General features: G+C 33.1%; 26 protein-coding genes. 8 read left to right on the top strand and 18 right to left on the bottom strand.

The genetic code is table 11. The features are described from left to right. Complete coding sequence (locus A5893_RS06715) at positions 1 to 834, top strand: anti-sigma factor (protein WP_068822107.1); 834 nt, start codon at positions 1 to 3, stop codon at positions 832 to 834. Here A5893_RS06715 and A5893_RS06710 read toward each other — a convergent pair. Together A5893_RS06710 and A5893_RS06705 are read right to left on the bottom strand one after the other, a co-directional pair. Continuing rightward, positions 831 to 1,403, bottom strand: coding sequence for a pyridoxamine 5'-phosphate oxidase family protein (locus A5893_RS06710; protein WP_068821779.1), 573 nt, complete (start codon positions 1,401 to 1,403; stop codon positions 831 to 833). The genes A5893_RS06715 and A5893_RS06710 overlap by 4 nt on opposite strands. A 141-nt stretch (positions 1,404 to 1,544) precedes the next feature. Continuing rightward, positions 1,545 to 3,041 (bottom strand): bifunctional ADP-dependent NAD(P)H-hydrate dehydratase/NAD(P)H-hydrate epimerase, encoded by a 1,497-nt coding sequence (locus tag A5893_RS06705; RefSeq protein WP_068821778.1) that lies wholly within the window; start codon positions 3,039 to 3,041, stop codon positions 1,545 to 1,547. 161 nt (positions 3,042 to 3,202) lie between these two features. Here A5893_RS06705 and A5893_RS06700 point away from each other — a divergent pair, with 161 nt between their 5' ends. Further along, positions 3,203 to 3,784 (top strand): YhcH/YjgK/YiaL family protein, encoded by a 582-nt coding sequence (locus tag A5893_RS06700; protein ID WP_068821777.1) that lies wholly within the window; start codon positions 3,203 to 3,205, stop codon positions 3,782 to 3,784. 31 nt (positions 3,785 to 3,815) lie between these two features. On the opposite strand, the gene A5893_RS06695 is transcribed toward A5893_RS06700, so the two are convergent. From A5893_RS06695 to eno, 3 genes are all read right to left on the bottom strand, one after another. After that, complete coding sequence (locus tag A5893_RS06695; RefSeq protein WP_232456817.1) at positions 3,816 to 4,196, bottom strand: septal ring lytic transglycosylase RlpA family protein; 381 nt, start codon at positions 4,194 to 4,196, stop codon at positions 3,816 to 3,818. A 27-nt stretch (positions 4,197 to 4,223) separates the two neighbouring features. Then, positions 4,224 to 5,255 carry an LLM class flavin-dependent oxidoreductase gene (locus A5893_RS06690; protein ID WP_068821776.1) on the bottom strand — a complete coding sequence of 344 codons (1,032 nt, stop codon included), beginning with the start codon at positions 5,253 to 5,255 and terminating at the stop codon, positions 4,224 to 4,226. A gap of 195 nt (positions 5,256 to 5,450) precedes the next feature. Next, the gene (gene eno / locus A5893_RS06685; RefSeq protein ID WP_068821775.1) at positions 5,451 to 6,752 is read right to left on the bottom strand and encodes a phosphopyruvate hydratase; all 1,302 of its coding nucleotides are present in this window, start codon (positions 6,750 to 6,752) and stop codon (positions 5,451 to 5,453) included. A gap of 340 nt (positions 6,753 to 7,092) precedes the next feature. Here eno and A5893_RS06680 point away from each other — a divergent pair, with 340 nt between their 5' ends. Both A5893_RS06680 and A5893_RS06675 read left to right on the top strand, forming a co-directional pair. Beyond that, positions 7,093 to 7,635 (top strand): ferritin, encoded by a 543-nt coding sequence (locus A5893_RS06680; protein WP_068822105.1) that lies wholly within the window; start codon positions 7,093 to 7,095, stop codon positions 7,633 to 7,635. 39 nt (positions 7,636 to 7,674) lie between these two features. Continuing rightward, positions 7,675 to 8,088, top strand: coding sequence for an Ohr family peroxiredoxin (locus A5893_RS06675; RefSeq protein ID WP_068821774.1), 414 nt, complete (start codon positions 7,675 to 7,677; stop codon positions 8,086 to 8,088). A gap of 49 nt (positions 8,089 to 8,137) precedes the next feature. On the opposite strand, the gene A5893_RS06670 is transcribed toward A5893_RS06675, so the two are convergent. From A5893_RS06670 to A5893_RS06615, 12 genes are all read right to left on the bottom strand, one after another. After that, complete coding sequence (locus A5893_RS06670) at positions 8,138 to 8,566, bottom strand: EamA family transporter (RefSeq protein ID WP_068821773.1); 429 nt, start codon at positions 8,564 to 8,566, stop codon at positions 8,138 to 8,140. 53 nt (positions 8,567 to 8,619) lie between these two features. Then, complete coding sequence (locus A5893_RS06665; RefSeq protein ID WP_068821772.1) at positions 8,620 to 9,078, bottom strand: hypothetical protein; 459 nt, start codon at positions 9,076 to 9,078, stop codon at positions 8,620 to 8,622. 49 nt (positions 9,079 to 9,127) lie between these two features. Beyond that, positions 9,128 to 10,588, bottom strand: coding sequence for an NADH-quinone oxidoreductase subunit N (locus A5893_RS06660; RefSeq protein ID WP_068821771.1), 1,461 nt, complete (start codon positions 10,586 to 10,588; stop codon positions 9,128 to 9,130). Next, positions 10,589 to 12,184 (bottom strand): complex I subunit 4 family protein, encoded by a 1,596-nt coding sequence (locus tag A5893_RS06655; RefSeq protein ID WP_068821770.1) that lies wholly within the window; start codon positions 12,182 to 12,184, stop codon positions 10,589 to 10,591. Beyond that, positions 12,184 to 14,229: an NADH-quinone oxidoreductase subunit L gene (gene nuoL, locus A5893_RS06650; RefSeq protein WP_068821769.1), complete on the bottom strand. Its 2,046-nt coding sequence runs from the start codon at positions 14,227 to 14,229 to the stop codon at positions 12,184 to 12,186. The genes A5893_RS06655 and nuoL overlap by 1 nt, the downstream gene beginning before the upstream one ends. Further along, the gene (gene nuoK, locus A5893_RS06645; RefSeq protein WP_068821768.1) at positions 14,229 to 14,534 is read right to left on the bottom strand and encodes an NADH-quinone oxidoreductase subunit NuoK; all 306 of its coding nucleotides are present in this window, start codon (positions 14,532 to 14,534) and stop codon (positions 14,229 to 14,231) included. The genes nuoL and nuoK overlap by 1 nt, the downstream gene beginning before the upstream one ends. Continuing rightward, entirely contained in the window at positions 14,531 to 15,079 is a 549-nt protein-coding gene (locus tag A5893_RS06640) for an NADH-quinone oxidoreductase subunit J family protein (protein WP_068821767.1), read from the bottom strand. Before A5893_RS06640 ends, nuoK begins: the two co-directional genes overlap by 4 nt. Then, entirely contained in the window at positions 15,079 to 15,666 is a 588-nt protein-coding gene (locus A5893_RS06635; RefSeq protein ID WP_068821766.1) for a 4Fe-4S dicluster domain-containing protein, read from the bottom strand. Before A5893_RS06635 ends, A5893_RS06640 begins: the two co-directional genes overlap by 1 nt. A 249-nt stretch (positions 15,667 to 15,915) precedes the next feature. Next, positions 15,916 to 16,986 carry a complex I subunit 1/NuoH family protein gene (locus A5893_RS06630; RefSeq protein ID WP_068821765.1) on the bottom strand — a complete coding sequence of 357 codons (1,071 nt, stop codon included), beginning with the start codon at positions 16,984 to 16,986 and terminating at the stop codon, positions 15,916 to 15,918. Between the two features lie 167 nt (positions 16,987 to 17,153). Beyond that, on the bottom strand, positions 17,154 to 17,459 hold the full coding sequence (locus A5893_RS06625) for a helix-turn-helix domain-containing protein (RefSeq protein ID WP_068821764.1): 306 nt from the start codon (positions 17,457 to 17,459) through the stop codon (positions 17,154 to 17,156). A 1-nt stretch (position 17,460) separates the two neighbouring features. Further along, positions 17,461 to 17,661: a hypothetical protein gene (locus A5893_RS06620; RefSeq protein WP_068821763.1), complete on the bottom strand. Its 201-nt coding sequence runs from the start codon at positions 17,659 to 17,661 to the stop codon at positions 17,461 to 17,463. 53 nt (positions 17,662 to 17,714) lie between these two features. Beyond that, a complete protein-coding gene (locus A5893_RS06615) occupies positions 17,715 to 18,245 on the bottom strand; it encodes a hypothetical protein (protein WP_068821762.1) in 531 nt (176 codons plus the stop codon). Positions 18,246 to 18,588: 343 nt separating this feature from the next. On the opposite strand from A5893_RS06615, the gene A5893_RS17830 reads away from it, so the two are divergent. Then, positions 18,589 to 18,762, top strand: a complete 174-nt coding sequence (locus tag A5893_RS17830) for a hypothetical protein (protein WP_198342286.1) — start codon at positions 18,589 to 18,591, stop codon at positions 18,760 to 18,762. Continuing rightward, a complete protein-coding gene (locus tag A5893_RS06610; protein ID WP_068821761.1) occupies positions 18,756 to 19,043 on the top strand; it encodes a type II toxin-antitoxin system RelE/ParE family toxin in 288 nt (95 codons plus the stop codon). Before A5893_RS17830 ends, A5893_RS06610 begins: the two co-directional genes overlap by 7 nt. Here A5893_RS06610 and A5893_RS06605 read toward each other — a convergent pair. After that, positions 19,029 to 19,226 (bottom strand): hypothetical protein, encoded by a 198-nt coding sequence (locus tag A5893_RS06605; RefSeq protein WP_068821760.1) that lies wholly within the window; start codon positions 19,224 to 19,226, stop codon positions 19,029 to 19,031. The two genes, A5893_RS06610 and A5893_RS06605, sit on opposite strands and share 15 nt — an antisense overlap. Before the next feature lie 177 nt (positions 19,227 to 19,403). Here A5893_RS06605 and A5893_RS06600 point away from each other — a divergent pair, with 177 nt between their 5' ends. Then, positions 19,404 to 19,913, top strand: a complete 510-nt coding sequence (locus A5893_RS06600) for an RNA polymerase sigma factor (protein WP_068821759.1) — start codon at positions 19,404 to 19,406, stop codon at positions 19,911 to 19,913. After that, positions 19,903 to 20,481: a hypothetical protein gene (locus A5893_RS06595; RefSeq protein ID WP_068821758.1), complete on the top strand. Its 579-nt coding sequence runs from the start codon at positions 19,903 to 19,905 to the stop codon at positions 20,479 to 20,481. Before A5893_RS06600 ends, A5893_RS06595 begins: the two co-directional genes overlap by 11 nt. Positions 20,482 to 20,670 lie beyond the last annotated feature (189 nt).

The following is a 20,670-nucleotide window of genomic DNA, read 5'->3' as shown; positions in this document are numbered from 1 at the left end:
TTGGAAAATATTAAATCATACATCGAATCGGGCATTTTAGAACTTTATGTTTTAGGAGACCTTAACGCTGATGAAAGATCAGAAGTTGAGGCGATGTCTAAGCTGCATTCTGAGGTGAGAGACGAATTGGAGCAGATTGAGATTGATTTGGGCAATATTGCAGAAAGTTTGCAAGTAATGCCTTCTGATAATGTGAGAGAAGGATTTTTTAATTCTATTAAATTTTCTGATGAGGAAATTATTAATCCTATAGCATCAAAGCAAGAAGCAAAAGTTGTCTCTATTACACAAAAACCTACAAACTTTTATAAATATGCCTTTGCAGCGAGTTTAGCTTTATTAGTGGTTAGCATTATTGCATTGGTTAATGTAAATAACAGTTTAAATAATACCAAACAACAAATTATTGCCTTACAATCTAGTAATCAAAACTTTGCAAACAGAGTAAATTATTTAAATCAAGAAGTAACAAAAACTACTAGTGCTTTAGATATTTATAGTAATACCGATTATAAAATGGTAAAACTTGATGGTACTGATAATGCCAAGGGCGCTAAAATAATGGTTGCATTTAATTCTAAAATGCAAAAGGTTGGATTGGATATGAAATCTATGAATATGCCAAAAAATGATTCGGAACATCAGTATCAATTATGGGCTTTAGTAGATGGTAAACCAGTAGATTTAGGTGTTTTTGATATGGATGGAAATCAGATTGGATTTAAAGAAATGAAAAACATTGGTCAAGCTCAAACTTTTGCAGTAACTCTTGAACCTAGAGGTGGAAGCGTTAATCCAACATTAGAAAAATTAATGGTTATCGGTAATATTTAAGGCGTTAACCATTCTCCTATAAAGCCAGATTTTTGTATAAAAAATCTGGCTCTTTTATTTAATTCCTTATTTATAATTAACCAATCAATTTCTAATATTTCATTATAAACAACTGCAAAATTTTGATAAAAATCTTCAGTATGGTTTATCCAATCTTCCTCTAAATAAGTGGAAAAATCGATTGATGCTGATGATGGAGATTGTTTTGCTGCATAATCCCTTCTATTTTCTGGTTTTATCTTTTCCCAATATTTTAAACTGATATCATCATGATGATGAATAGTAGATTTAGTCTTTATCCTTAACTGCTCTTTTAAAACTCCATCATAAAACATAAAGGAAACTGTTGGATTATTTTTTATTTGGTCTATTTTAGGTGAACGAAAGTCTGTGTAAAATACTAAAGTGTTATTATTTTCATTAAAATCTCTTAAAACAACTGTCCTTAACTCTACTTCATTTTCATTTATAGATCCAATAACTGGGAGATGAAAATTGCTTTTGTTAGACGTAGCTTCCTTAAGATGATTTAAACAATCTTGAAATATCTTATTTAGTTCTTTTTGCATTTTTAAGATTTATAAGGCGTTAACGATAGAAACGGCATCCTTTTTTTGCTGTTGCCACAATGCAAGTTGCAAAAAAAGATATAGTGGATAGCGTGTATAAACGCACAAAATATTTTAATTATTTGATGCTTGAAGATTAGTTTACTTTCCAGCTAATAATTCCCTCATCACATAAGGTAAACTTTTAATCAAATTTGTAGCCGGCACTACATACATTTTTTGGGCTAGTTGCTCTCCGGCAAAACCATGAGTAAATACGGCTAACTGTACCGCCTTTTCAATTGGGTAACCTTGGGAAATCATGCTGGTGATAATTCCTGTTAAAGCATCTCCCATACCTCCGCTAGCCATTGCTGGTGAACCTGTAGAGTTGAAATAACAAATTCCTTCTGGTGTAAAAATCATGGTATATCTGTTTTTTAAAACGATATAAACTTTATATTCTACAGCTTTTTTTAAAGCTTTTTCTATCCTTTCCCACCAGCTATTATGCGTTCCAAATAACCTATCAAACTCTTTCATGTGCGGTGTAAAAACAGAATTTTCTGGAACTAGTTTTAACAATTCCTGATTTTCTCCAATCATATTAATGGCATCCGCATCAATAACCATTGGTTTCTTATAATTATTTAAAACAGTTTTTAAAATCTGTAAACTATTTTCGTTATTCCCTAAACCTGGTCCAATTCCAACCACTTTAAACTTCTCCCAATCTAAATCGTCTAGAGTTGCTCTATTGGTAAACATTGCTTCTGGAATTCTAACATTTAAGGCTTTTAAGCCCGACTCTGGAATCATTGAAGAAGTTAAACCTGCTCCGCATTTAACACAAGCTTCACTAGCAATTAAAGCAGCTCCCATCGTTTCATCATCGCCTGCAATAATTAATGCATGACCAAGCATTCCTTTATGCTCAAAAGGTTGGCGGGCTTTAATGTAATGTTGAATATCACCTTTCCAAAACCAATAATAAGGGGAAGAGGTGCTTTGGATATAATTTTCATCTAAACCAATATTTACTACTTTCCATTCTTTGATGTAAGGACTAGAAATTGGAAGTAAAAAATTAAGTTTCGGCCGTTGAAAAGTAACGGTCCAATCAGATTTTATAATAACATCATTAAACAATTCTCCTTCGCAAGGCATTCCTGTGGGTACATCAACAGAAACTTTATAACCTGAAAATTGATTGATCTTTTTAACTACTTTTTCCCATTCTTTTTCTAAAGGCTTATTTAAACCCGAACCAAATAAAGCATCAATCAAAATATCACATTCTTGATATTCTATTTCTTCTGCCGATTTAAAATAGAAAATGGAAGTATCTTTTTGTTGTAAACGCTCTAAATTAAGTTCAAAATCTTCAGACGATTTATCGGAAATATCTGCAATAAAAACTTTTATTTGTGAATAGCTTTCGTCAATCAACATCCTTGCAATGGCTAAACCATCACCACCGTTATTGCCTTTTCCGCAAAAAATTAAGATCTGCTTTTTACGGTCGGGTAGTTTTTCGATAAAAATTTTTACGAATGCTTTTGAAGCCCGTTCCATTAGTTCCGATGATCGGATGGGCTCGTTAATTACTGTATAATGATCGGCTTCTTTTGTTTGTGATGCGGTAAGTAATTTAAGCATATAAAATTGTTATTTGACTGTAAAACAGCAAATTCTGTGCTAATGTTTTTTATACATAAGAGTTTTAGGTATAATCTTACAGCATATAGAATAATATTATAAATTAAAACATAAATAATATTAATATTGTGAATCTTTAACGACGATTTTCAATCTTTAAAATGAAAAAAATAATTCCTGCCTTAATCATTTGTTTATTTGTAATAAACGGTTGTAAGGTTCAAAATGAGAGTAGTAAATGGTTTCAAAAACAACCTATTTCTACAGGATTAATACCACAAGTTTCTCATTTAACAGATCAAAAAGAATTTGAAAAACAATACCAAGCAAATAAAGCAGTTTGGGATAAATCGTTTGAGTTTATGAAAAATAACGATTTAGAGAAAATGGCACCCGGCAAATATCCTATTGATGGAGAAAATGCGTATGCAAGCATCACAGAAATAGTAGATAAACCTATTGAAAAAACAAATTGGGAATCACATAAAAAATACATCGATTTACAATATATTATCTCTGGAACGGAAAAAATTGGTTTAGCGCCATCTGCAACTGCAACAATTACTAAACCTTATAATTCAGAAAAGGATGTTGCTAATTATAAAATTGATGATGGAATTTTTGATATAGCGACTCCTAAAGTCTTTTATCTATTTTTTCCAAGTAATGCTCATAGACCTAATATTATGGTAAATGAGGAAAAAGTTAAGAAACTAGTAATAAAAATAAAGGTGGCGGAGTAGGCTTTATACTTATTTCTTATCTAACCATATTTTAATGAGGCTTTTTGTAGGAAATCTTTACATTTCCTATACCTTCTTTATCCATATTGATTTTATGTGCAGCTTTTTTAGAAAGATCTATAATTCTACCAGCTACAAACGGACCTCTGTCATTAATCTTCACCTTTACAGATTTTCCATTTCTTAAATTAGTGACCTTCACTTTTGTACCAAAAGGCAAAGTCTTATGTGCTGCTGTGAGTTTTGAGTTTCTAAACTTTTCTCCCGATGCCGTTTTTCTGCCGTTAAATTTATCGGCATAAAAAGAAGCTTTGCAAGTTTGCGATATTTTTGGAGTACAAGATGAAAAGATAACTAGAACGAATATTACACCATATTTAAGCATCCTCAAATTTGATAAAATTGATTGCATTCACAAAATCAATTTTACCAATTAGCTTTAATAAGCCAATTCTAACTCATTCTTATTGAGATTAAAAGCCTCTGCCAATAATCTGTAAGAATTAAAACGATCTTCTTTAGTTTCTGTGAAAGTGGACATCAAAATTTCTTCGGTGTCAAAATCCTGAGCGATTTGATTTAATTTTTCCACCATTTCAACAGGGTTACCAACAGCCATTCTTTGTCTGTTATGTAAAACTCTTTGCCATTCTTGAGCATCATATTCTTCATCCTTAATATCATCATAAGAATAAATAGAATTAAACTGTCCTCTCTCAAAACTCAGTAAACGATAATCCATCAATGCTTGAGCTCTTTTCACCTTTTCCTCGTCATCAGAACAAAAAGCGAATATGCCAACACTGGTTTGTGGTTGACTCAACTCATTAGAAGGTTTAAATTTTTCTTTATAATTTTTGATTGCCGCCGCTGCTCCTACAGGATTTATAAATTGTGCAAAAGAAAGAGACATTCCAAAATGGGCTGCTAATAACGCACTCTCACCGCTTGAAGTTAAAATCCAAAGATTTGGAGCTGTCTCGATAATAGGAATCGCTTTAACATTAGATTCTCCAATGCCTTCTAAAGGTTCATCGTTTAATAAACTTTTTAAATCCCTTAATTGCTGAATATAATTTTGAGGATTAAAATCATTTGATGGATTTAATAAATGGGCCGTTAACCTATCTCCTCCAGGTGCTCTTCCCATTCCTAAATCTACCCTGCCTGGATAAAGTGCTTCTAAAACCCTAAAGTTTTCTGCAACCCGAAGCGTACTATGATTAGGCATCATCATGCCACCAGAACCTAATTTTATTCTTTTGGTTTCTGCTCCTAAACGGGCAATCATAATTTCTGGTGAACCTGTTGCTAATGTTTTTGAGTTATGGTGTTCACTCAACCAATATCGGGTATAACCCAACTCATCGGCAAGTTTTGCTAATTCTATGGTTTCTTGTAAAGATTCTTGAGCATTGCTTCCTTTACGGATTGGCGTTTGATCAAGAATACTAAGTTTTATGTTTTTCATTATATATCAAATATAAAGAACATAAACACTAGCTAAAAAGCAATAAAGATTTGTTACTTTTTATTGACTGATAAATGAGTTTGTAAAGATAAATGAACAAAAACGATGTGATTTAAAATAAAAAAACCACTTCCCGAATAAGGAAGCGGTTTTTTTTATTTGCAAAGTCTTTGTTCTTTGCTCTTTTATCTCAGATTATTTTCTGTTTTTAAAATATTTAAAGTCTTTACCGATAAATTTGGCTGTCTTACCTAATTCTTCCTCAATACGTAATAGCTGATTATATTTTGCAATCCTATCGGAACGTGAAGCAGAACCTGTTTTAATTTGTCCGCAATTTAAAGCAACAGCTAAATCTGCTATGGTTACATCTTCTGTTTCACCAGATCTGTGAGACATTACAGTGGTATAGTTAGCTTGTTGAGCCATCGCAACCGCATTGATAGTTTCTGTTAAAGAACCAATTTGGTTTACCTTAACCAAGATTGAATTCGCAGTATCGTTATCAATACCTTGTTTCAATTTTTTAACGTTAGTTACAAAAAGATCATCACCAACTAACTGAACTTTATCGCCCAATCTTTCTGTTAATAATTTCCAACCGTCCCAATCGTTTTCGTCCATACCATCCTCAATAGAAATGATTGGATATTTATCGGCTAAAGAAGCTAGATAGTCAACTTGTTCTGCACTGGTACGTTTTACACCTTTTACACCTTCAAATTTAGAATAATCGTAAATTCCATCCTTATAAAACTCAGAAGAAGCACAATCAAAAGCTAAGCAAATATCAACACCTGGTTTGTAACCAGCTTTTTCAATCGCTTTCATAATGGTTTCAACACCATCTTCGGTTCCTTCAAAAGTTGGCGCAAAACCACCTTCATCACCTACTGCAGTAGAAAGACCTCTATCATGTAATATCGCTTTTAGGTTATGGAAAACTTCTGTTCCCCAACGTAATGCTTCAGAAAAAGAAGAAGCACCAACTGGCATGATCATAAATTCCTGGAAAGCGATAGGCGCATCAGAGTGCGAACCACCGTTTACAATATTCATCATTGGAATAGGAAGTGTATTAGCATTTACACCACCAATATAACGGTACAAAGGCTGACGGCTTTCTTGTGCTGCCGCTTTAGCAACCGCTAGAGAAACACCTAGAATAGCGTTAGCTCCTAAATTTCCTTTATTTTCTGTCCCATCAAGATCTATCATTAACTGATCAATAGCGTTTTGTTCAAAAACATCTACTCCTCTTAAAGCTTCAGCAATTTTTTCATTTACGTTTGCAACAGCTTTTAAAACGCCTTTGCCCATATAAACAGATTTATCTTTATCTCTCAGTTCAACAGCTTCCCATTGCCCTGTAGAAGCGCCAGAAGGCACTGCTGCTCTTCCTAAAATTCCGTTTTCAGTTATTACATCTACCTCAATGGTAGGGTTTCCTCGGCTATCAAGGATCTGTCTTGCATGTACATCAAGAATTAAACTCATGTTATTATATTTTTGAAATGATCTGGTTTACACTTAGTGTTAAAATTACACTAAATTACAAAATTTTGTTCGTTGCGCAAATATAATAATTGTTTTAAAGGCTTAAGATTAACAATTTATTAAGTTATTTTTTTTGAAAAGGTGCTGTTTCTTAATAAACAATGTCAGTCCCGCTTTCCACTTATACTGCACAAGGCATTAGCCACAGGCCGGTATCCGCTGCTATCGGGTTTAATAATTCTGGTTTACCATAATTTATCAACACCTATTTTTGGTGCTATTTTTGACTCCAATTAACATCAACTATAAAAAATTATCAAATCACGCAAAATTTATAAAAATGGGAAGAAAAAGAATTTCAGAAAAAATAGAAATAGCATTAAACGATCAAATGACAAGAGAAGCCTATCAAGCACAAGTTTATCTTTCTTATGCGTCTTGGGCAGAAATTAACAGCTATACTGGAATAGCAACTTTTTTATACAAACATGCCCATGAAGAACGTGAGCATATGTTTAAGTTCATAAAATATATTAACGGTCGTGGAGGAGAAACAAAAATTGAGGCTATAAAAGCACCACCTGCAAATCCTGCAAACATAGGGGATTGTTTAAACAAAGTTCTTGATCATGAGATTGGTAATTCTACTCACATAGACAATATTGTGAATTTGGCACACGAAGAAAAGGATTGGGCAACTTTTAATTTCGGCCAATATTTTGTTAAGGAACAAATTGAAGAAGAAGCTTTAATTAACAGTTTATTAGATAAATATAGCCTAGCTTCAACAGATAAAAGTCACAATGTTAATTTTTATGATTTAGATAAAGATTTGAGTAGTGCATCACAGGAAGGAACATTGCCAAGAGAAGAAACATTTTAGTAAAAAAATTCTTGGTCCTTTATTTGGAGTAATTTAATCATGGAAAAGTTATATACAGCGGTAGTTACTGCAAAAGGTGGTCGTGATGGTCATATAAAATCTGATGACGGCGTTATAGATATGGATTTAAAAGCGCCAAAAGCAATGGGTGGTGAGGATGGTTTTCCAAATCCAGAATTATTATTTGCTGGTGCATGGGGAAGTTGCTATTTAGGTGCATTAGGTTCTGTAGGGAAAAGAGATGGTGTTGATGTTAAAGAAGCAACAGCAGAAGTTCATGTTTCTTTTAATCAAGAAAGTGAAACTTCTTATCAATTATCTGCTCAATTAGATGTTCACATTCCGGGTGTTGATTTAGAAAAAGCTCAAAAAATGGCTGATGCGGCACATAAAGGTTGTCCGTATTCTAAAGCAACAAAAGGAAATATACAGGTTGTTGTAAAAGCAGTCTAAATTTTATAAAGATTTTAGAGCCAAAGATTAAAAATCATTGGCTCTTTTTTTATGATTTAGATTCAGAAAAAGCAATTAAAACAGCACCTGCAACCATTATGGATGCACCTACCACTAATTGCCAGGTCAGTTTTTCTTTTAAAAAAATAACCGACAAAATTATGGCAAAAACAAGTGCTAACCTTTCAATGGTCATTACATAAGAAGCTGGCCCCATAGAAAGTGCTTTATAAGAAAACATAGTTGCAAGTGTTGTAGTAATACCAGCTCCAATTAAAAGCATCCAAGCTTTATTATCTATTTCTTTTATTTCAGAAAATAGATTTTGAAATGCTACAAAGCCCCAAGTAATACAAATAATAAATACAGCTTGAATGGCAAATGCCAAATTAGAATCTACGTTTTTAAGACCTGCTTTTGTTAAAACAATAGTTAAGCCAGCACATACTGCCGCTAATAATGCCCAAATTACCCACATAAGTTTTTCAATAGATATAGTAGAAATAATTATAAATAAATCAATTGATTAATTTATTTACAATCTGCTGGTTCAAAAACAAAGCCATTTTTGAAAATGATGGGTACACTTTTCTTAAAATACGTTCTACCAACATAAACCTCTAATTCTCCCGCCCCTTGTAATAAGTTATTTCCTTGCATCAAAAAAACCTGAGGATTTTTATATTCGGTTCCTTTCAATTTAAAAGTATAATCAACAAATAAAGTGTCACCTTTAAATTCTCCTATAACTGTACCGCTTGTGTTTTCTTTATCTTTAAACTTGAAGGTCAGCTCACCTACCACTTTTTTCCCGTTTTGATCATAGTTTAATGTTGCAGTATCCGTATTACTAATAGCTCTAAAGCAACTTGCGTTCTTCATCGTAAAAGTTTCAACAGAATCTTTGGATTCTGCTTTTTTAGAATTTGAGTTGCAGCTTGATAAAATTATTAAACTTACTACTCCAACTGTTAAAAATGGATTTTTCATGATGATTGATTAAATGATGGGTTAATATTCTAAATTAAACCTTTTAATCTTAAAAAGAGATTAAGGAAGGAAATAATCCAAACACAATTATTGCTAACGCAATTAAACCAGTTAAAACAATCAAGAAATTTGAAGTTGGTTTTTCTTTGAATTCGATTTCCGACTTTTTTATGAATAAATATAAAGGGATTTTTAGATAATAGAAAAGTGAAATCACGGTGGTGATAGCTGCAATGATTAATAAAACAGCAATCCAAATATCGGCGGAAGCCAGATTGATTAAAGACGAAAATACTAAGAATTTAGCAATAAACCCTGCTGTTGGAGGTAAACCGATTAAGGAAACCATTAAGATTACTAGTGCTATTGAGATTGACTGAACAAATTTTCCTAAACCTTTGTAATCTGAAATAAGAGTCGCTCTAAATTTATTTTCTAAATGAGCAAAAGACATTAAAGTTCCAACGTTCATCAACAAATAAATGGCTAGATAGAATAGCAGAGCATTCAAAATCATCATCTGCGGCAGTAAAAACAACATTAAAATAAAACCTGTATGCCCAATGGAAGAATAAGCCATCATCCTTTTTGGATTGTCTTGAAATATTGCAATGGTATTTCCTAAAATCATTGATGCAGCCGCAACCATTAAGATTAATTGATTAAAAACCGAATTGTTTAGACCTTGAAAAGTAGGTAGAATCAAAAACAAAAATCCAAAGACCGCGATTTTTGGAGCTGTAGTTAAAAATGAAGTCACTGAAGTTGGGGCTTCTTGATAAGCATCCGGCGTCCAAAAATGAAAGGGAACAAAAGAAAGTTTAAAGCCAATTCCCACCATAAATAAAACGATTGCCAAAGTTGTCCCAGCAGCACCAATTTGGTTTAAACCGTTTACCATTTCGTTTCCGTAAAGGTTAATAGTTCCGGTAAAACCGTAAATTAAGCTGATGCCATAAAGCATAATTGCCGAAGCCACTGCTCCAAACAAAACATATTTCATCCCCGCTTCGGCTTGTTTGTTTTGATAGGCGTTATAGTTTACCATTAGGTAAGATGCTAAAGAAATCATCTCAATAGACAAAAAAACCATCAATAAATTTGCCGACGAAATCAGTAAGAACATTCCTAAAACTCCACCCAAAAATATGCTGTAAAAATCATTTATGCCTTTCGGATGATTTTTTAATCTTTCATCCTGACTAAAAAACAATAGCGATAAAATAGACGCTAATAAAACCAATAATTTAAAAAGATTACCTGCTTTTGAAATGGCAAACATCGCGTTAAAAAGTATTTGGCTTTCGCCCATGTTTTGCATTTTTAAAACCAAAAAAGTTCCACTTATTAATAGCGAAAGTATCGCAATAGCAAAAACAAGTTTTTCCGATTTTTTAAGAAATAAATCGACGACAATTACCAATAAAAATCCAATAACTATTGTCGATTCTGCTTTTAACTGCGGAATGGAGTTTAAGATATCATTGGTGGATTGGGTAATGTTTTGCATTTATTTAAACAACATTAAAAACTGATTTACAGAACTACTCATCACATTAAAAACCAATGAAGGCATAATCCCTAAAACCAAGGCTAAAACTGCTAAAGGTGTTAAGGTTAAAATCTCCCTAAAGTTTAAATCTTTTAATTGCGATTGCCATTCTTCCTTTTTTAACCTTAATGTGCCAAAGAACATTCTTTGTAAAGTCCATAATAAATACCCGGCGCCCAACAAAATCCCAAAAGCAGCAACCATAGCCATCCATCTTGGTAACAAACCATTTATGGCTTGCGAACTAAATGCTCCAATTAAAGTAAAGGCTTCTGCTATAAAAGCGGAGAAACCTGGTAAGCCCAAGGACGCAAAAAAAGCAATCATTACAAACCCTGTGAAAACCGGCATTTGATTAGCCAAACCTCTAAAATTATAAATATCTCTGTCGTGGACGCGATTATAAATAACACCAACAATAAAGAACAACATCACCGAAAGAAATCCATGCGAAATCATTTGCATCATGGCTCCGTTTAATCCTTCGGCGGTTAAAGAGGCAATCCCGAGTAAAACAAAACCCATGTGAGAAACCGAAGAATAAGCGATTAATCTTTTTAAATCCCTTTGAGCCAAAGCATTCATTGCACCATAGATGATAGATATTACTCCTAACAATCCCATCCAAAAAGAAAGAGAAACGGCTACTTCGGGGAAAATTCCGTAGGCGATTCTGATAATTCCATATCCCCCAACCTTTAACAAAATCCCGGCAAGGATTATAGAAATTGGGGTCGGTGCTTCTACGTGGGCATCGGGCAACCAAGTGTGAAAAGGAAAAACAGGAACTTTAATAGCGAAGGCGATAAATACCACTATAAAACTTATTGACCGGGCAGAAAAACCTAATATTTGGACGTTGGCTGCAGCCGATAAAATGAAACCTGCCGAATAATTAGCCGGATTCATGGCATAAACCATATTAAAAGTGTGGTTTCCTGTTGTTGGGTCGGTAACTGAAAGGTATAAACCCGCTATCACCAGCAACATAAATATTGATCCAAACAAGGTGTATAAAAAGAATTTAATGGCTGCATATTCTCTTCTAACGCCGCCCCACATACCAATTAAAAAATACAAAGGCAGCAACATCAACTCATAAAAAATGTAGAAAAGAAATAAATCTAATGAGCAAAAAACACCGATAATTGCGGTATCAAGCAGTAGAAATAAAGCAAAATATCCTTTAAGATTTGTTTTTATCTCCCAGGAAGAAAGTGCAGCTATCAGCATTACCAAGGCAGAAAGCCAAACCAAACCGATGGAAAAACCATCAACACCTAATAAATAATCTATTTGCAATGTTCCAAAAGAGCCGACATCCAATCTTATCCAATCCAGTTTTTCTATCCATTGATATTGAGAGAGATTGCTAACACCGGCAAAATTAACTCCAGTTTTGAACTGATAAAACAACCACGATGCAATAATCAGTTGAGCTAAAGAAACTGCTACCGTTAAATATTTAAAATAAGCAGTTAGTGATTTTGGCATCAATAAAATAACGACACCGAAAACCAAAGGAAGAAATATTAAAATGGTTAAAATGCCCATTAAATCACAATTTTAAAAATCATAAAAGATAAAAACAAAATCAGCATCCAAATAAAATAATGCTGCAATTTCCCGCTCAGCATCCCACGTAACCAAAGCCCTAATCTACTAACCAACCACGCCGAACCATTGACCAATCCATCAATGATATTTCTATCAAACCAGTCTGCTGTTTTAGAGATTCTAAGAATAAAAATTCCGGAAAAATTTACAGCTCCGTCAATGATATTTCTATCAAACCAATAAAAAGTTTGTGCTTTAAATAATACCATTTTCATTAAAAAGACATCGTAAAAAGCATTAAAATACCACTGATTATAAGATAATTTATAATACCAAGTCTGCTCAAAGTTGATGGAGATTTTCTTTTTGGCATAAATTAAATGAGCTAAAAAGATTAAAGCCAAACTCATTACATTAATATAAAGAGGAACCATTAAATGATAAATCCCTTCGTTATGTTGTTGCAAATTAAACCCGTGGTAAACCCAGGAACTATCCAAATTAAGAGGATTATATGCAAAGAAAACTCCAAAGCAAAACACAGCTAAAATAATTACTGGGACGGTCATCCAATAATTTGGATCATGGATATGCATTTGTTCTTTAGTTTTTGCTATCACTTTTTCTAGCCTCAATTTACCGAAGAAAACTTTATAAACTACCCTGAAAATGTAAAAAGTAGTCAACCAAGATGTGATGGAAACTACAAACGGAAAAAGCCAAAATATTCCGCCACGTAAGTCTGCCCATTCAAAAACGCTGACTAAAATTGCATCTTTAGAAAGATAACCTGAAGTAAAAGGCAAACCCGAAAGTGCCATTGCCGCAATAAAAAACACGATTCCGGTAATAGGCATCAGCTTACGCAAACCACCCATATTATCCATGTTTTGCTCATCAAAATCGACATTAGATTTTTCTTTGATATGGTGCAATTGATGGATAACAATTCCGGCTCCTAAAAACAACAAACATTTAAAAAAAGCGTGGGTTATTAAATGAAAAACCGCCGCTGCATTATCTTGAACGCCAACTGCTAAAACCATAAAACCCAATTGTGAGATGGTAGAAAATGCTAAAACTTTCTTAATATCATTTTGCGTTAAAGCGATACTTGCGGCCATAAAAGCAGTAAACAAACCTATGCTTGCCATACTTACCAACACAACATCATTAAATAATGGAGCAATTCTCAACAACAGAAAAACACCAGCAGCAACCATGGTAGCAGCATGTATTAATGACGAAACTGCTGTTGGACCTTCCATGGCGTCGGGAAGCCAAGTATGTAACGGAAATTGAGCCGATTTTGCGATTGCACCTGCGAAAAAACAAAAACCTGCGATGCTTAACCAGTAACCGGGCATGGTGCTAAATGGTGTAACCCATAATCCGTTTTGCACAAAAGAAGAATCAATTAAACTGCCCGATCCAAAAAGCGCATCGATATCTAAAGTATGAAACTGGGAAAGCATAATCATGATCCCGATAAGGAAACCAATATCCCCTATCCTATTCATAATCATGGCTTTTTTATTGGCTTGCACTGCTTTTTCTTTGGTAAACCAAAAGCCAATCAGTAGATAAGAGGAAAAACCAACCAATTCCCAAAAAGCATAAAGAATAAAAAAATTATCGGCCATTACCACACACATCATGGCAAAACAAAACAAACTTAAATAAGCAAAATACCGATATTTAAGAATTTCTTTTCGCATATATTCTACCGAATAAATATGAACTAATAAAGCAATCAAGCTGATCAAAACCAGCATAATTACACTTAAATCGTTCAGTAAAATACCGACATCTATTTTAACGTTTCCGATGTGAATCCACTGAAAAGAATAATGTAAAGTTTGTTTTTTCCAGAGGTGTAAAAACAGAATTACAGATGAAATTAAGGAAATAGAAATACTTAAAATCCCTAAAGCAGCCGCAATTTTTTTAAAAATCAAGGATAAAATAAAAGCCAAAAACGGAGCGGTAATGGCCAAAATGGCGATTAAAAAAAGCTGATAAGGATTTAAAAATTGCTCCATTAGCCTTTTAAAAGATTGGTTTGATTAGGGTCGATGGTTTTTACCCTTTTGTATAAATTCATGATGATAACCAATGCCACAGCAACCGCCGCAGCAGCCAAAACTATAATGAACAAGCCAAAAACCTGACCTGTGTTGTCAATTTTATCATACTTGCCAAAAGCCACTATATTTAAAATAGAAGCATTAATCATCAACTCAATTCCCATTAAAATTTGGATAGCATTTTTGCGGGTAATTATCGCAAATAATCCTAAACTGAATAATGCTGCGCTAATAAAAAGGAAATGTTGTAATGGAATCATAAATTTGGTTCCCTCCTTGCAATATGTGCTGCGCCAACCAAAACCATCAGCAACAAAATCGAAACCATTTCTAAAGGCAATAAATATTTGCTCATCAAATTTATACCGATGTTCCTTATCGTGTTATCTGTTACTAAAATTACGTTTTCTTTGGCTTTCGCCGATGTGATCCAAGATAGATTTTCAAAATCGATTTGAAAAAAAACAAAGCACAACAAAAACAGAAAAGCCAAAGAAATAATCGCCGCCGGCAAACGATGAGCGGATAATAATCCCGAAGGAATTTTCTCCATTCCTTCCAAAGATTGCTTAGACGAAAGTAAAAAAGCGAACAGCAATAACACCAAAACCCCTCCAACATAAATAACTACTTGCGTTAAAGCCACAAAATCTGCCAAAGCAAAAACATATAATCCGGCAACGGCAAAAAGCGTTACAAAAAACATAAAAACCGAGCGTACCAAATGCTGGCTCAACACCACAAAAGCCCCGCTTGCTAAAGCAATAAAAGCCAAAAAGTAAAATATTATGGTTTCTATATTCATTAATTATCTTCCTGCATTTTCTTCATTGCAGCTAATTTTGCAGCTTGTCGTTCTGCTAATTGCTTTTCTTGTTCCAACCTTTTTTCCACCGCTTCGACTTCCGTCATGGTGGCAAATTTATAATTCAAATCAGAAATATGGGTCACACTTTTATCGTATTGAGGCGTCATGATGATACATTCTGTCGGGCAAACCGTAGTGCATAAACCACAATACATACATTTAGCCATGTCAATATCAAACTTGGGCGCATATAAACGTTTAACAGAACCATCCGAAGTTTTCCCAATTGCCTCCGTAGCCTTAATACTCTCAATATCAATGCAATCAACCGGACAAATTTTGGCACATAAATCACAAACTATACAATCGTCAATCACCACTTCTAACTGGTATCTGCCAACTTCTGGTACTGGCAATTTCTGATGCGGATATTGAACCGTAGCTATGCCATTTTGCTGCTCAAAATAATTTGCCTCTGCAATTCCTTTCACTTTTTTAGCTTCCGTTGCGCCACCAAAATGCTTCAGCGTAAGCGCTAAACCCTTCCAAGCAGTCCGTAATCCGTTAAAAGCTTCTTTAATCATTTAATATTATTTTCAATTATTTATCTGAATCTTGATTTACAAGATTTCAGGATTAACTTAATTTTAAACTTAGAATGTCAATCATACTTTGTTTCCTCTGTGAAAAAACTCTGTGTTCTCCGTGGTTAATTTTTCTGAATCTTGATTTACAGGATTTCATGATTAACCAGATTTATAAAATAATTAACATTTAAATATCCAACTCTGTTTACTCTGTGAAAAAACTCTGTTCCTCCGTGGTTAAAAAACTCAAAACAACAGCAACCTCCATAATCCAGAAATTACTAAACAAGCAAAAGCTATAGGCGTCAATACCTTCCAACATAAAGTCATCAACTGATCCACGCGTAAACGGGGCAAAGTCCATCTGATCCACATTTGTACTGCTACCACCAATAAACATTTTCCCATCACCCAAAAAATACCCCAAAAAATTCCGGTAGTATATTCTGCTAATTTAAAACTTCCAAAATTAGGTAAAGGCGTGTTCCAACCTCCTAAAAATAAAGTAACGCCTAACATCGCTACCAAAAACATCATGGCATATTCTGCCAAAAATATAAAAGCAAAACGCAAACCTGTATATTCTGTATGAAAACCGCCAATTAATTCCGATTCTGCCTCGGGTAAATCAAAAGGAGCTCGATTACATTCGGCCAACGAAGCGATAAAATAAATCACATAAGCCAACAACAAATGTGGCGCTTGAAAAACATTCCAAGCCAAAAAACCACCAACATGGTTTACATTGATGAAACCTAAAAACAAGATATCTTGTTTGGCTAAAATCCCTTGATTATAATTGATGAGTTGTAAATCCAACGTTTGGGAAATCATCACTGCCGAAATAATAACAAAACCGATTGGGATTTCATAAGAAACCATTTGCGCCACCGAGCGCACTGCGCCCAACAAACTATATTTATTGTTAGAACCCCAACCTGCCATTAAAATGCCTAAAGCTTCAATGGATATGATTGCAAAAACGTAGAAAACGCCTAGATTCATGTTTGCAGGCACTAAACCTGGCGCCCATGGCAAAGCCACAAAGCCCAAATAAACAGCCACAAAAATAATGACTGGAGCTATCGTAAATAATACTTTATCGGCTAAAGCGGGAACAATGTATTCTTTTTGGATGAGTTTCAGAATATCTGCGAAGGTTTGCAGCAAACCATATTTCCCAACTTCCATTGGCCCTAAACGGTCTTGTATAAATGCCGAAATCTTCCGCTCTGCATAAACACTAACCAGCGAAAACACGGCAATAAACCCAAAAATGGAAATGGCAACCAGAAAATATAGAAGGTAAAAATTCAATCCCTAAGCCTTTGTTTTGAGGTGCAAATCTAATGATTTTGAGTGGGGATTTTAGAATGTATAGTAAATTGGTAGGGATTTGGTTTGGAAAATTTATTCCATCTTATAATTATGTCCAATCATAATCTATAAACAAAAAGAATATGATTGGACAAAAAGATTTACTTTTAAATGTTTGTATATGATTTATCAATGTCATCCAACAAAATTTCTTTTATTGCGGTATTCAATGAATTAAAGGTTTTCCGTTTATCCTCAGGAATGTCTTCATCGTTTATAGAGAAAAACAAAAGATAGGAAACTGGAATATTTAATTTTTCACAGATTAATTTAATAGTATTCTTTTGAGGAAATGAACTGTTAATTTCAATTTGGCAAAGAGCATTCACTGAAAGTCCACATTCAATTGCAAAATCTTTTTGAGAGAATCCTCTTTCCTTTCTTATACTTTTTATTGCTGATCCAATATTCATGTTAAAATAAATCTTTGATAAAGTGGCCTATATCTATATCAAAAGCATTGAGAAATTCTTTACTTATTCCAAAAACTTTGATAGTTGTAATAATAAACCCTTCAATATTTCCTTTGTTTAAATCATTTATTAGAGTTAATTTATCATCTTCAGATAGATTACTCTTACTAATATTTTCAATTAATAAATTTTTATTTTTCATTTTAAAGCCTTTACGTTAATAATTAGTTTGGAGGCTTTACTGAATACTTCAAGTTAATCAGCAGCCAATCTATAATAAAATTGGCTACTATCTTCCTCATCCGTAAATGTGAAAAACAAATTTGGTGTCACTATAGTAGAAAATAATCTCTTAAAGTTAATTATTACTACAATTATTTTGAGTTTATAAAATCTAAATAAATTAGAAAATCTTATAACAGGTTTTGAGTCTGATATTTCAATGTATCTGAAAAAATATCTTTGTATTAACTCATTATTTAATTCATAACCTTCTAAATCTTGCCCATAAATTTCGAAAAAATCTTGATTTAAAAAGTTTGAAAAAAAACTTTTTGCCTTTTTTTTCTCAATCTCATTCAAGAGAACATAATCTGATTTAACTCTCCTAAAATATTGATGAACAGAATCCTTATAAGCATAGCTTAGAACTGTCAATTGCTTTTTTGAAAGAGTAGTAAATTCTTTATTTTCTATTGAAAACCCATAATCATTAATAATTGCAATAATTCTTTCTTTTGATACACCAAGTTTACTGGCTAAATCTCTTATCCTAAAATTTTTCATTTTAATTTAATATATTCAAAATTAGTATTAATAAAGATAAAATACAAGTATTAAATGTATTTTATCTTTAAAAAAATATTTTTACCCATCGAAATGTTGGCTTAGTGAATTATAAATCTACCTGCTGTTTGTGATGTTAGTTTTTGAGCATCTCGAATTTTCCAAGCAGGGTCTCCAAACTTAATAACTAAACTAATGAAAACTTTTTTGTGAGACCTTTCCTTTCGTCGAGGTGACGCTCCCATTATCGTTATGGTGAGTGATAGTGAAACATCACACCAGCAAATCAAAACTCATTTTAATTCAATCACGAAAATTCGTATTTTAGAGCAAAAGAAAAATAATGAAAAAGGTAAATGCAATAGAAGCAATCAATGAAATGCCCAATGATTTCGATTTGGAACTATTGATTGAAAAATTAGTATTCATTGAAAAAGTAGAGGCCGGATTGTCTCAATTAGAAGAAGGCGAAACCAAAACCCATGAAGAAGTAAAAGAATTGATTAAAGGATGGTAAAGATTATCTGGACAGATTTAGCTAGTAAAGATTTGAAATCAATTCATAATTACATTGCCCAAGATTCAAAATTTTATGCTTCTAGATACATTCAAAAACTCATTTCAAGAGTTGACCAATTAGAAAAATTTCCATCCTCGGGGAAAATAGTGCCTGAATTTAACGATGAGAACATAAGGGAGCTAATTGAAGGTAATTATAGATTGGTTTATAAAATCAACTCTGACTACATTGGTATTTTAAGAATTCATCATTCTGCAAGAATTCTAAGAACAATTTAATAACTGTGATTCTACTTGAAAAACTGCTTTTATCCATTCTAAAAGCGCAACAGGGATGGTAATTAAAATTTTGAAAAAATTTGTGCGCAGCACCGCCGCGCTAGCGGAGTAATGGACAGCCCAGCCGTTGCCCAAATTAAAATTATCTAAAACATAAAAACCGTTTATTTCTTGGCTGTTCATGATGCTAACTTTTGCGCATTTCGAAATTTAAATAAGATTGATTTGCAATCCGCATTAACTATTTTGAGGCTTTACTTTTAATTATTATTCCGATAATCCTTTTCCAACTATTTAATTCTTTTTCAGCTTTGTAATAAAAAAGTCTCTATAAGGTACTAACATTATAAAAAATAAAACTTGAAAGAGAAAATACAACAACAGATTTTTGATGAGTGGCTTAAAAAGCATAAAGGACTTATTTTCAAAATATTAAGAGCTTATGCGTTTACACCAATGGATAGAGAAGATCTGTTCCAAGACATCACTATACAGTTGTGGCATTCCATTCCAAAATTTAGAGGTGATAGTGCTGTGGCCACCTGGATATACCGTGTTGCGCTTAATATTGCTATAAAATGGATAAAAAAAGAGCAAAAAACTCCCCGTCCCGAATCATTAGAGAAAGCTGAGCATTTACTTTATGAAAATGATTTTAAAATGGATGATCGCTTGGTTTGGTTATACGAACAAATATCTCAACTCAGTGAAATAGACAGGTCGATTACCTTATTGCTTTTAGATGATTTCAGTTACAAAGAAATGGCCAACATTCTTGGAATTACCGAATCGAATATTGGTGTTAAAATAAATAGGATTAAGAAGCAATTGATAGTTAAATCAAAAAAATATGAACACGATGGAATTTGATGAAATGAGGAAAATTTGGGACACACAGAATAATGAGTCCATCTACGTTATTAATGAGCAAGGATTATATAATCGTATCCTGAACAAGAAAAAACAGGCTTTTCATATCACAAATGTGAGCGAAATGATGTCCATACTTGTAAACTTAGCTTCAGGTAGTTTTATTATTGCATATAATATTCAGAAAAGTGGAGACAATTTGTTCTTATACCTATTAGGCGTTTGGATGTTGCTCTGTTCTTTATATATAACTATTTATAGAGTTAGGAGACTAAAAGGTAATAAAAAGTTTGATAGGACGCTGAGAGGCGATCTTGCTTTTTCCATATCGGTTACCGCTTATCAAGTAAGGTTATCACAATTTATGAGGTGGAATATTTTTCCTCTTTCTTTATTGATGTTATTAAGTATGTGGGACGGTGCGAAATCTCTTTGGCTTGTTTCTGGTACTATTATATTTTTATCGATAGTCTATTATTTAAGTGGTCTTGAACATAATTTTTATAAGAAGCTTAATGAAGAATTAGAAATCTTAAGAGATAAATTGGAGAATGAAGATGTTCTATAAATTGGCCCATATTTAATATTAACCCTCTATCTTACATTTTAGCTTAACGCAATTTGAACAATGAATGACTACGGATTTGTAATGCTAGCGAAATAATTTTCAACCAGCCTTTTGCCAAATAAAAATTATTTAAATAAAAAAACCGTTTCCCTAATTAGGAAACGGCTCTTAAAATTAATTGTTAAATTA

This window comes from Pedobacter psychrophilus (genome assembly GCF_001652725.1).
Classification (GTDB): domain Bacteria; phylum Bacteroidota; class Bacteroidia; order Sphingobacteriales; family Sphingobacteriaceae; genus Pseudopedobacter; species Pseudopedobacter psychrophilus.
The sequence above is the reverse complement of the archived record's forward strand: the minus strand, read 5'-3'. Positions and strand labels throughout refer to the sequence as shown.

Excerpts from the sequence above, each read along its gene's own strand:
- A5893_RS06710 (WP_068821779.1), bottom strand. The coding sequence starts at position 1,403 with ATGCAAAAAGAACTAAATAAGATATTTCAAGATTGTTTAAATCATCTT.
- A5893_RS06705 (WP_068821778.1), bottom strand. The coding sequence starts at position 3,041 with ATGCTTAAATTACTTACCGCATCACAAACAAAAGAAGCCGATCATTAT.
- A5893_RS06700 (WP_068821777.1), top strand. The coding sequence starts at position 3,203 with ATGAAAAAAATAATTCCTGCCTTAATCATTTGTTTATTTGTAATAAAC.
- A5893_RS06695 (WP_232456817.1), bottom strand. The coding sequence starts at position 4,196 with ATGCAATCAATTTTATCAAATTTGAGGATGCTTAAATATGGTGTAATA.
- A5893_RS06690 (WP_068821776.1), bottom strand. The coding sequence starts at position 5,255 with ATGAAAAACATAAAACTTAGTATTCTTGATCAAACGCCAATCCGTAAA.
- eno (WP_068821775.1), bottom strand. The coding sequence starts at position 6,752 with ATGAGTTTAATTCTTGATGTACATGCAAGACAGATCCTTGATAGCCGA.
- A5893_RS06680 (WP_068822105.1), top strand. The coding sequence starts at position 7,093 with ATGGGAAGAAAAAGAATTTCAGAAAAAATAGAAATAGCATTAAACGAT.
- A5893_RS06675 (WP_068821774.1), top strand. The coding sequence starts at position 7,675 with ATGGAAAAGTTATATACAGCGGTAGTTACTGCAAAAGGTGGTCGTGAT.
- A5893_RS06670 (WP_068821773.1), bottom strand. The coding sequence starts at position 8,566 with ATGTGGGTAATTTGGGCATTATTAGCGGCAGTATGTGCTGGCTTAACT.
- A5893_RS06665 (WP_068821772.1), bottom strand. The coding sequence starts at position 9,078 with ATGAAAAATCCATTTTTAACAGTTGGAGTAGTAAGTTTAATAATTTTA.
- A5893_RS06660 (WP_068821771.1), bottom strand. The coding sequence starts at position 10,588 with ATGCAAAACATTACCCAATCCACCAATGATATCTTAAACTCCATTCCG.
- A5893_RS06655 (WP_068821770.1), bottom strand. The coding sequence starts at position 12,184 with ATGGGCATTTTAACCATTTTAATATTTCTTCCTTTGGTTTTCGGTGTC.
- nuoL (WP_068821769.1), bottom strand. The coding sequence starts at position 14,229 with ATGGAGCAATTTTTAAATCCTTATCAGCTTTTTTTAATCGCCATTTTG.
- nuoK (WP_068821768.1), bottom strand. The coding sequence starts at position 14,534 with ATGATTCCATTACAACATTTCCTTTTTATTAGCGCAGCATTATTCAGT.
- A5893_RS06640 (WP_068821767.1), bottom strand. The coding sequence starts at position 15,079 with ATGAATATAGAAACCATAATATTTTACTTTTTGGCTTTTATTGCTTTA.
- A5893_RS06635 (WP_068821766.1), bottom strand. The coding sequence starts at position 15,666 with ATGATTAAAGAAGCTTTTAACGGATTACGGACTGCTTGGAAGGGTTTA.
- A5893_RS06625 (WP_068821764.1), bottom strand. The coding sequence starts at position 17,459 with ATGAATATTGGATCAGCAATAAAAAGTATAAGAAAGGAAAGAGGATTC.
- A5893_RS06620 (WP_068821763.1), bottom strand. The coding sequence starts at position 17,661 with ATGAAAAATAAAAATTTATTAATTGAAAATATTAGTAAGAGTAATCTA.
- A5893_RS06615 (WP_068821762.1), bottom strand. The coding sequence starts at position 18,245 with ATGAAAAATTTTAGGATAAGAGATTTAGCCAGTAAACTTGGTGTATCA.
- A5893_RS17830 (WP_198342286.1), top strand. The coding sequence starts at position 18,589 with ATGAAAAAGGTAAATGCAATAGAAGCAATCAATGAAATGCCCAATGAT.
- A5893_RS06610 (WP_068821761.1), top strand. The coding sequence starts at position 18,756 with ATGGTAAAGATTATCTGGACAGATTTAGCTAGTAAAGATTTGAAATCA.
- A5893_RS06605 (WP_068821760.1), bottom strand. The coding sequence starts at position 19,226 with ATGAACAGCCAAGAAATAAACGGTTTTTATGTTTTAGATAATTTTAAT.
- A5893_RS06595 (WP_068821758.1), top strand. The coding sequence starts at position 19,903 with ATGGAATTTGATGAAATGAGGAAAATTTGGGACACACAGAATAATGAG.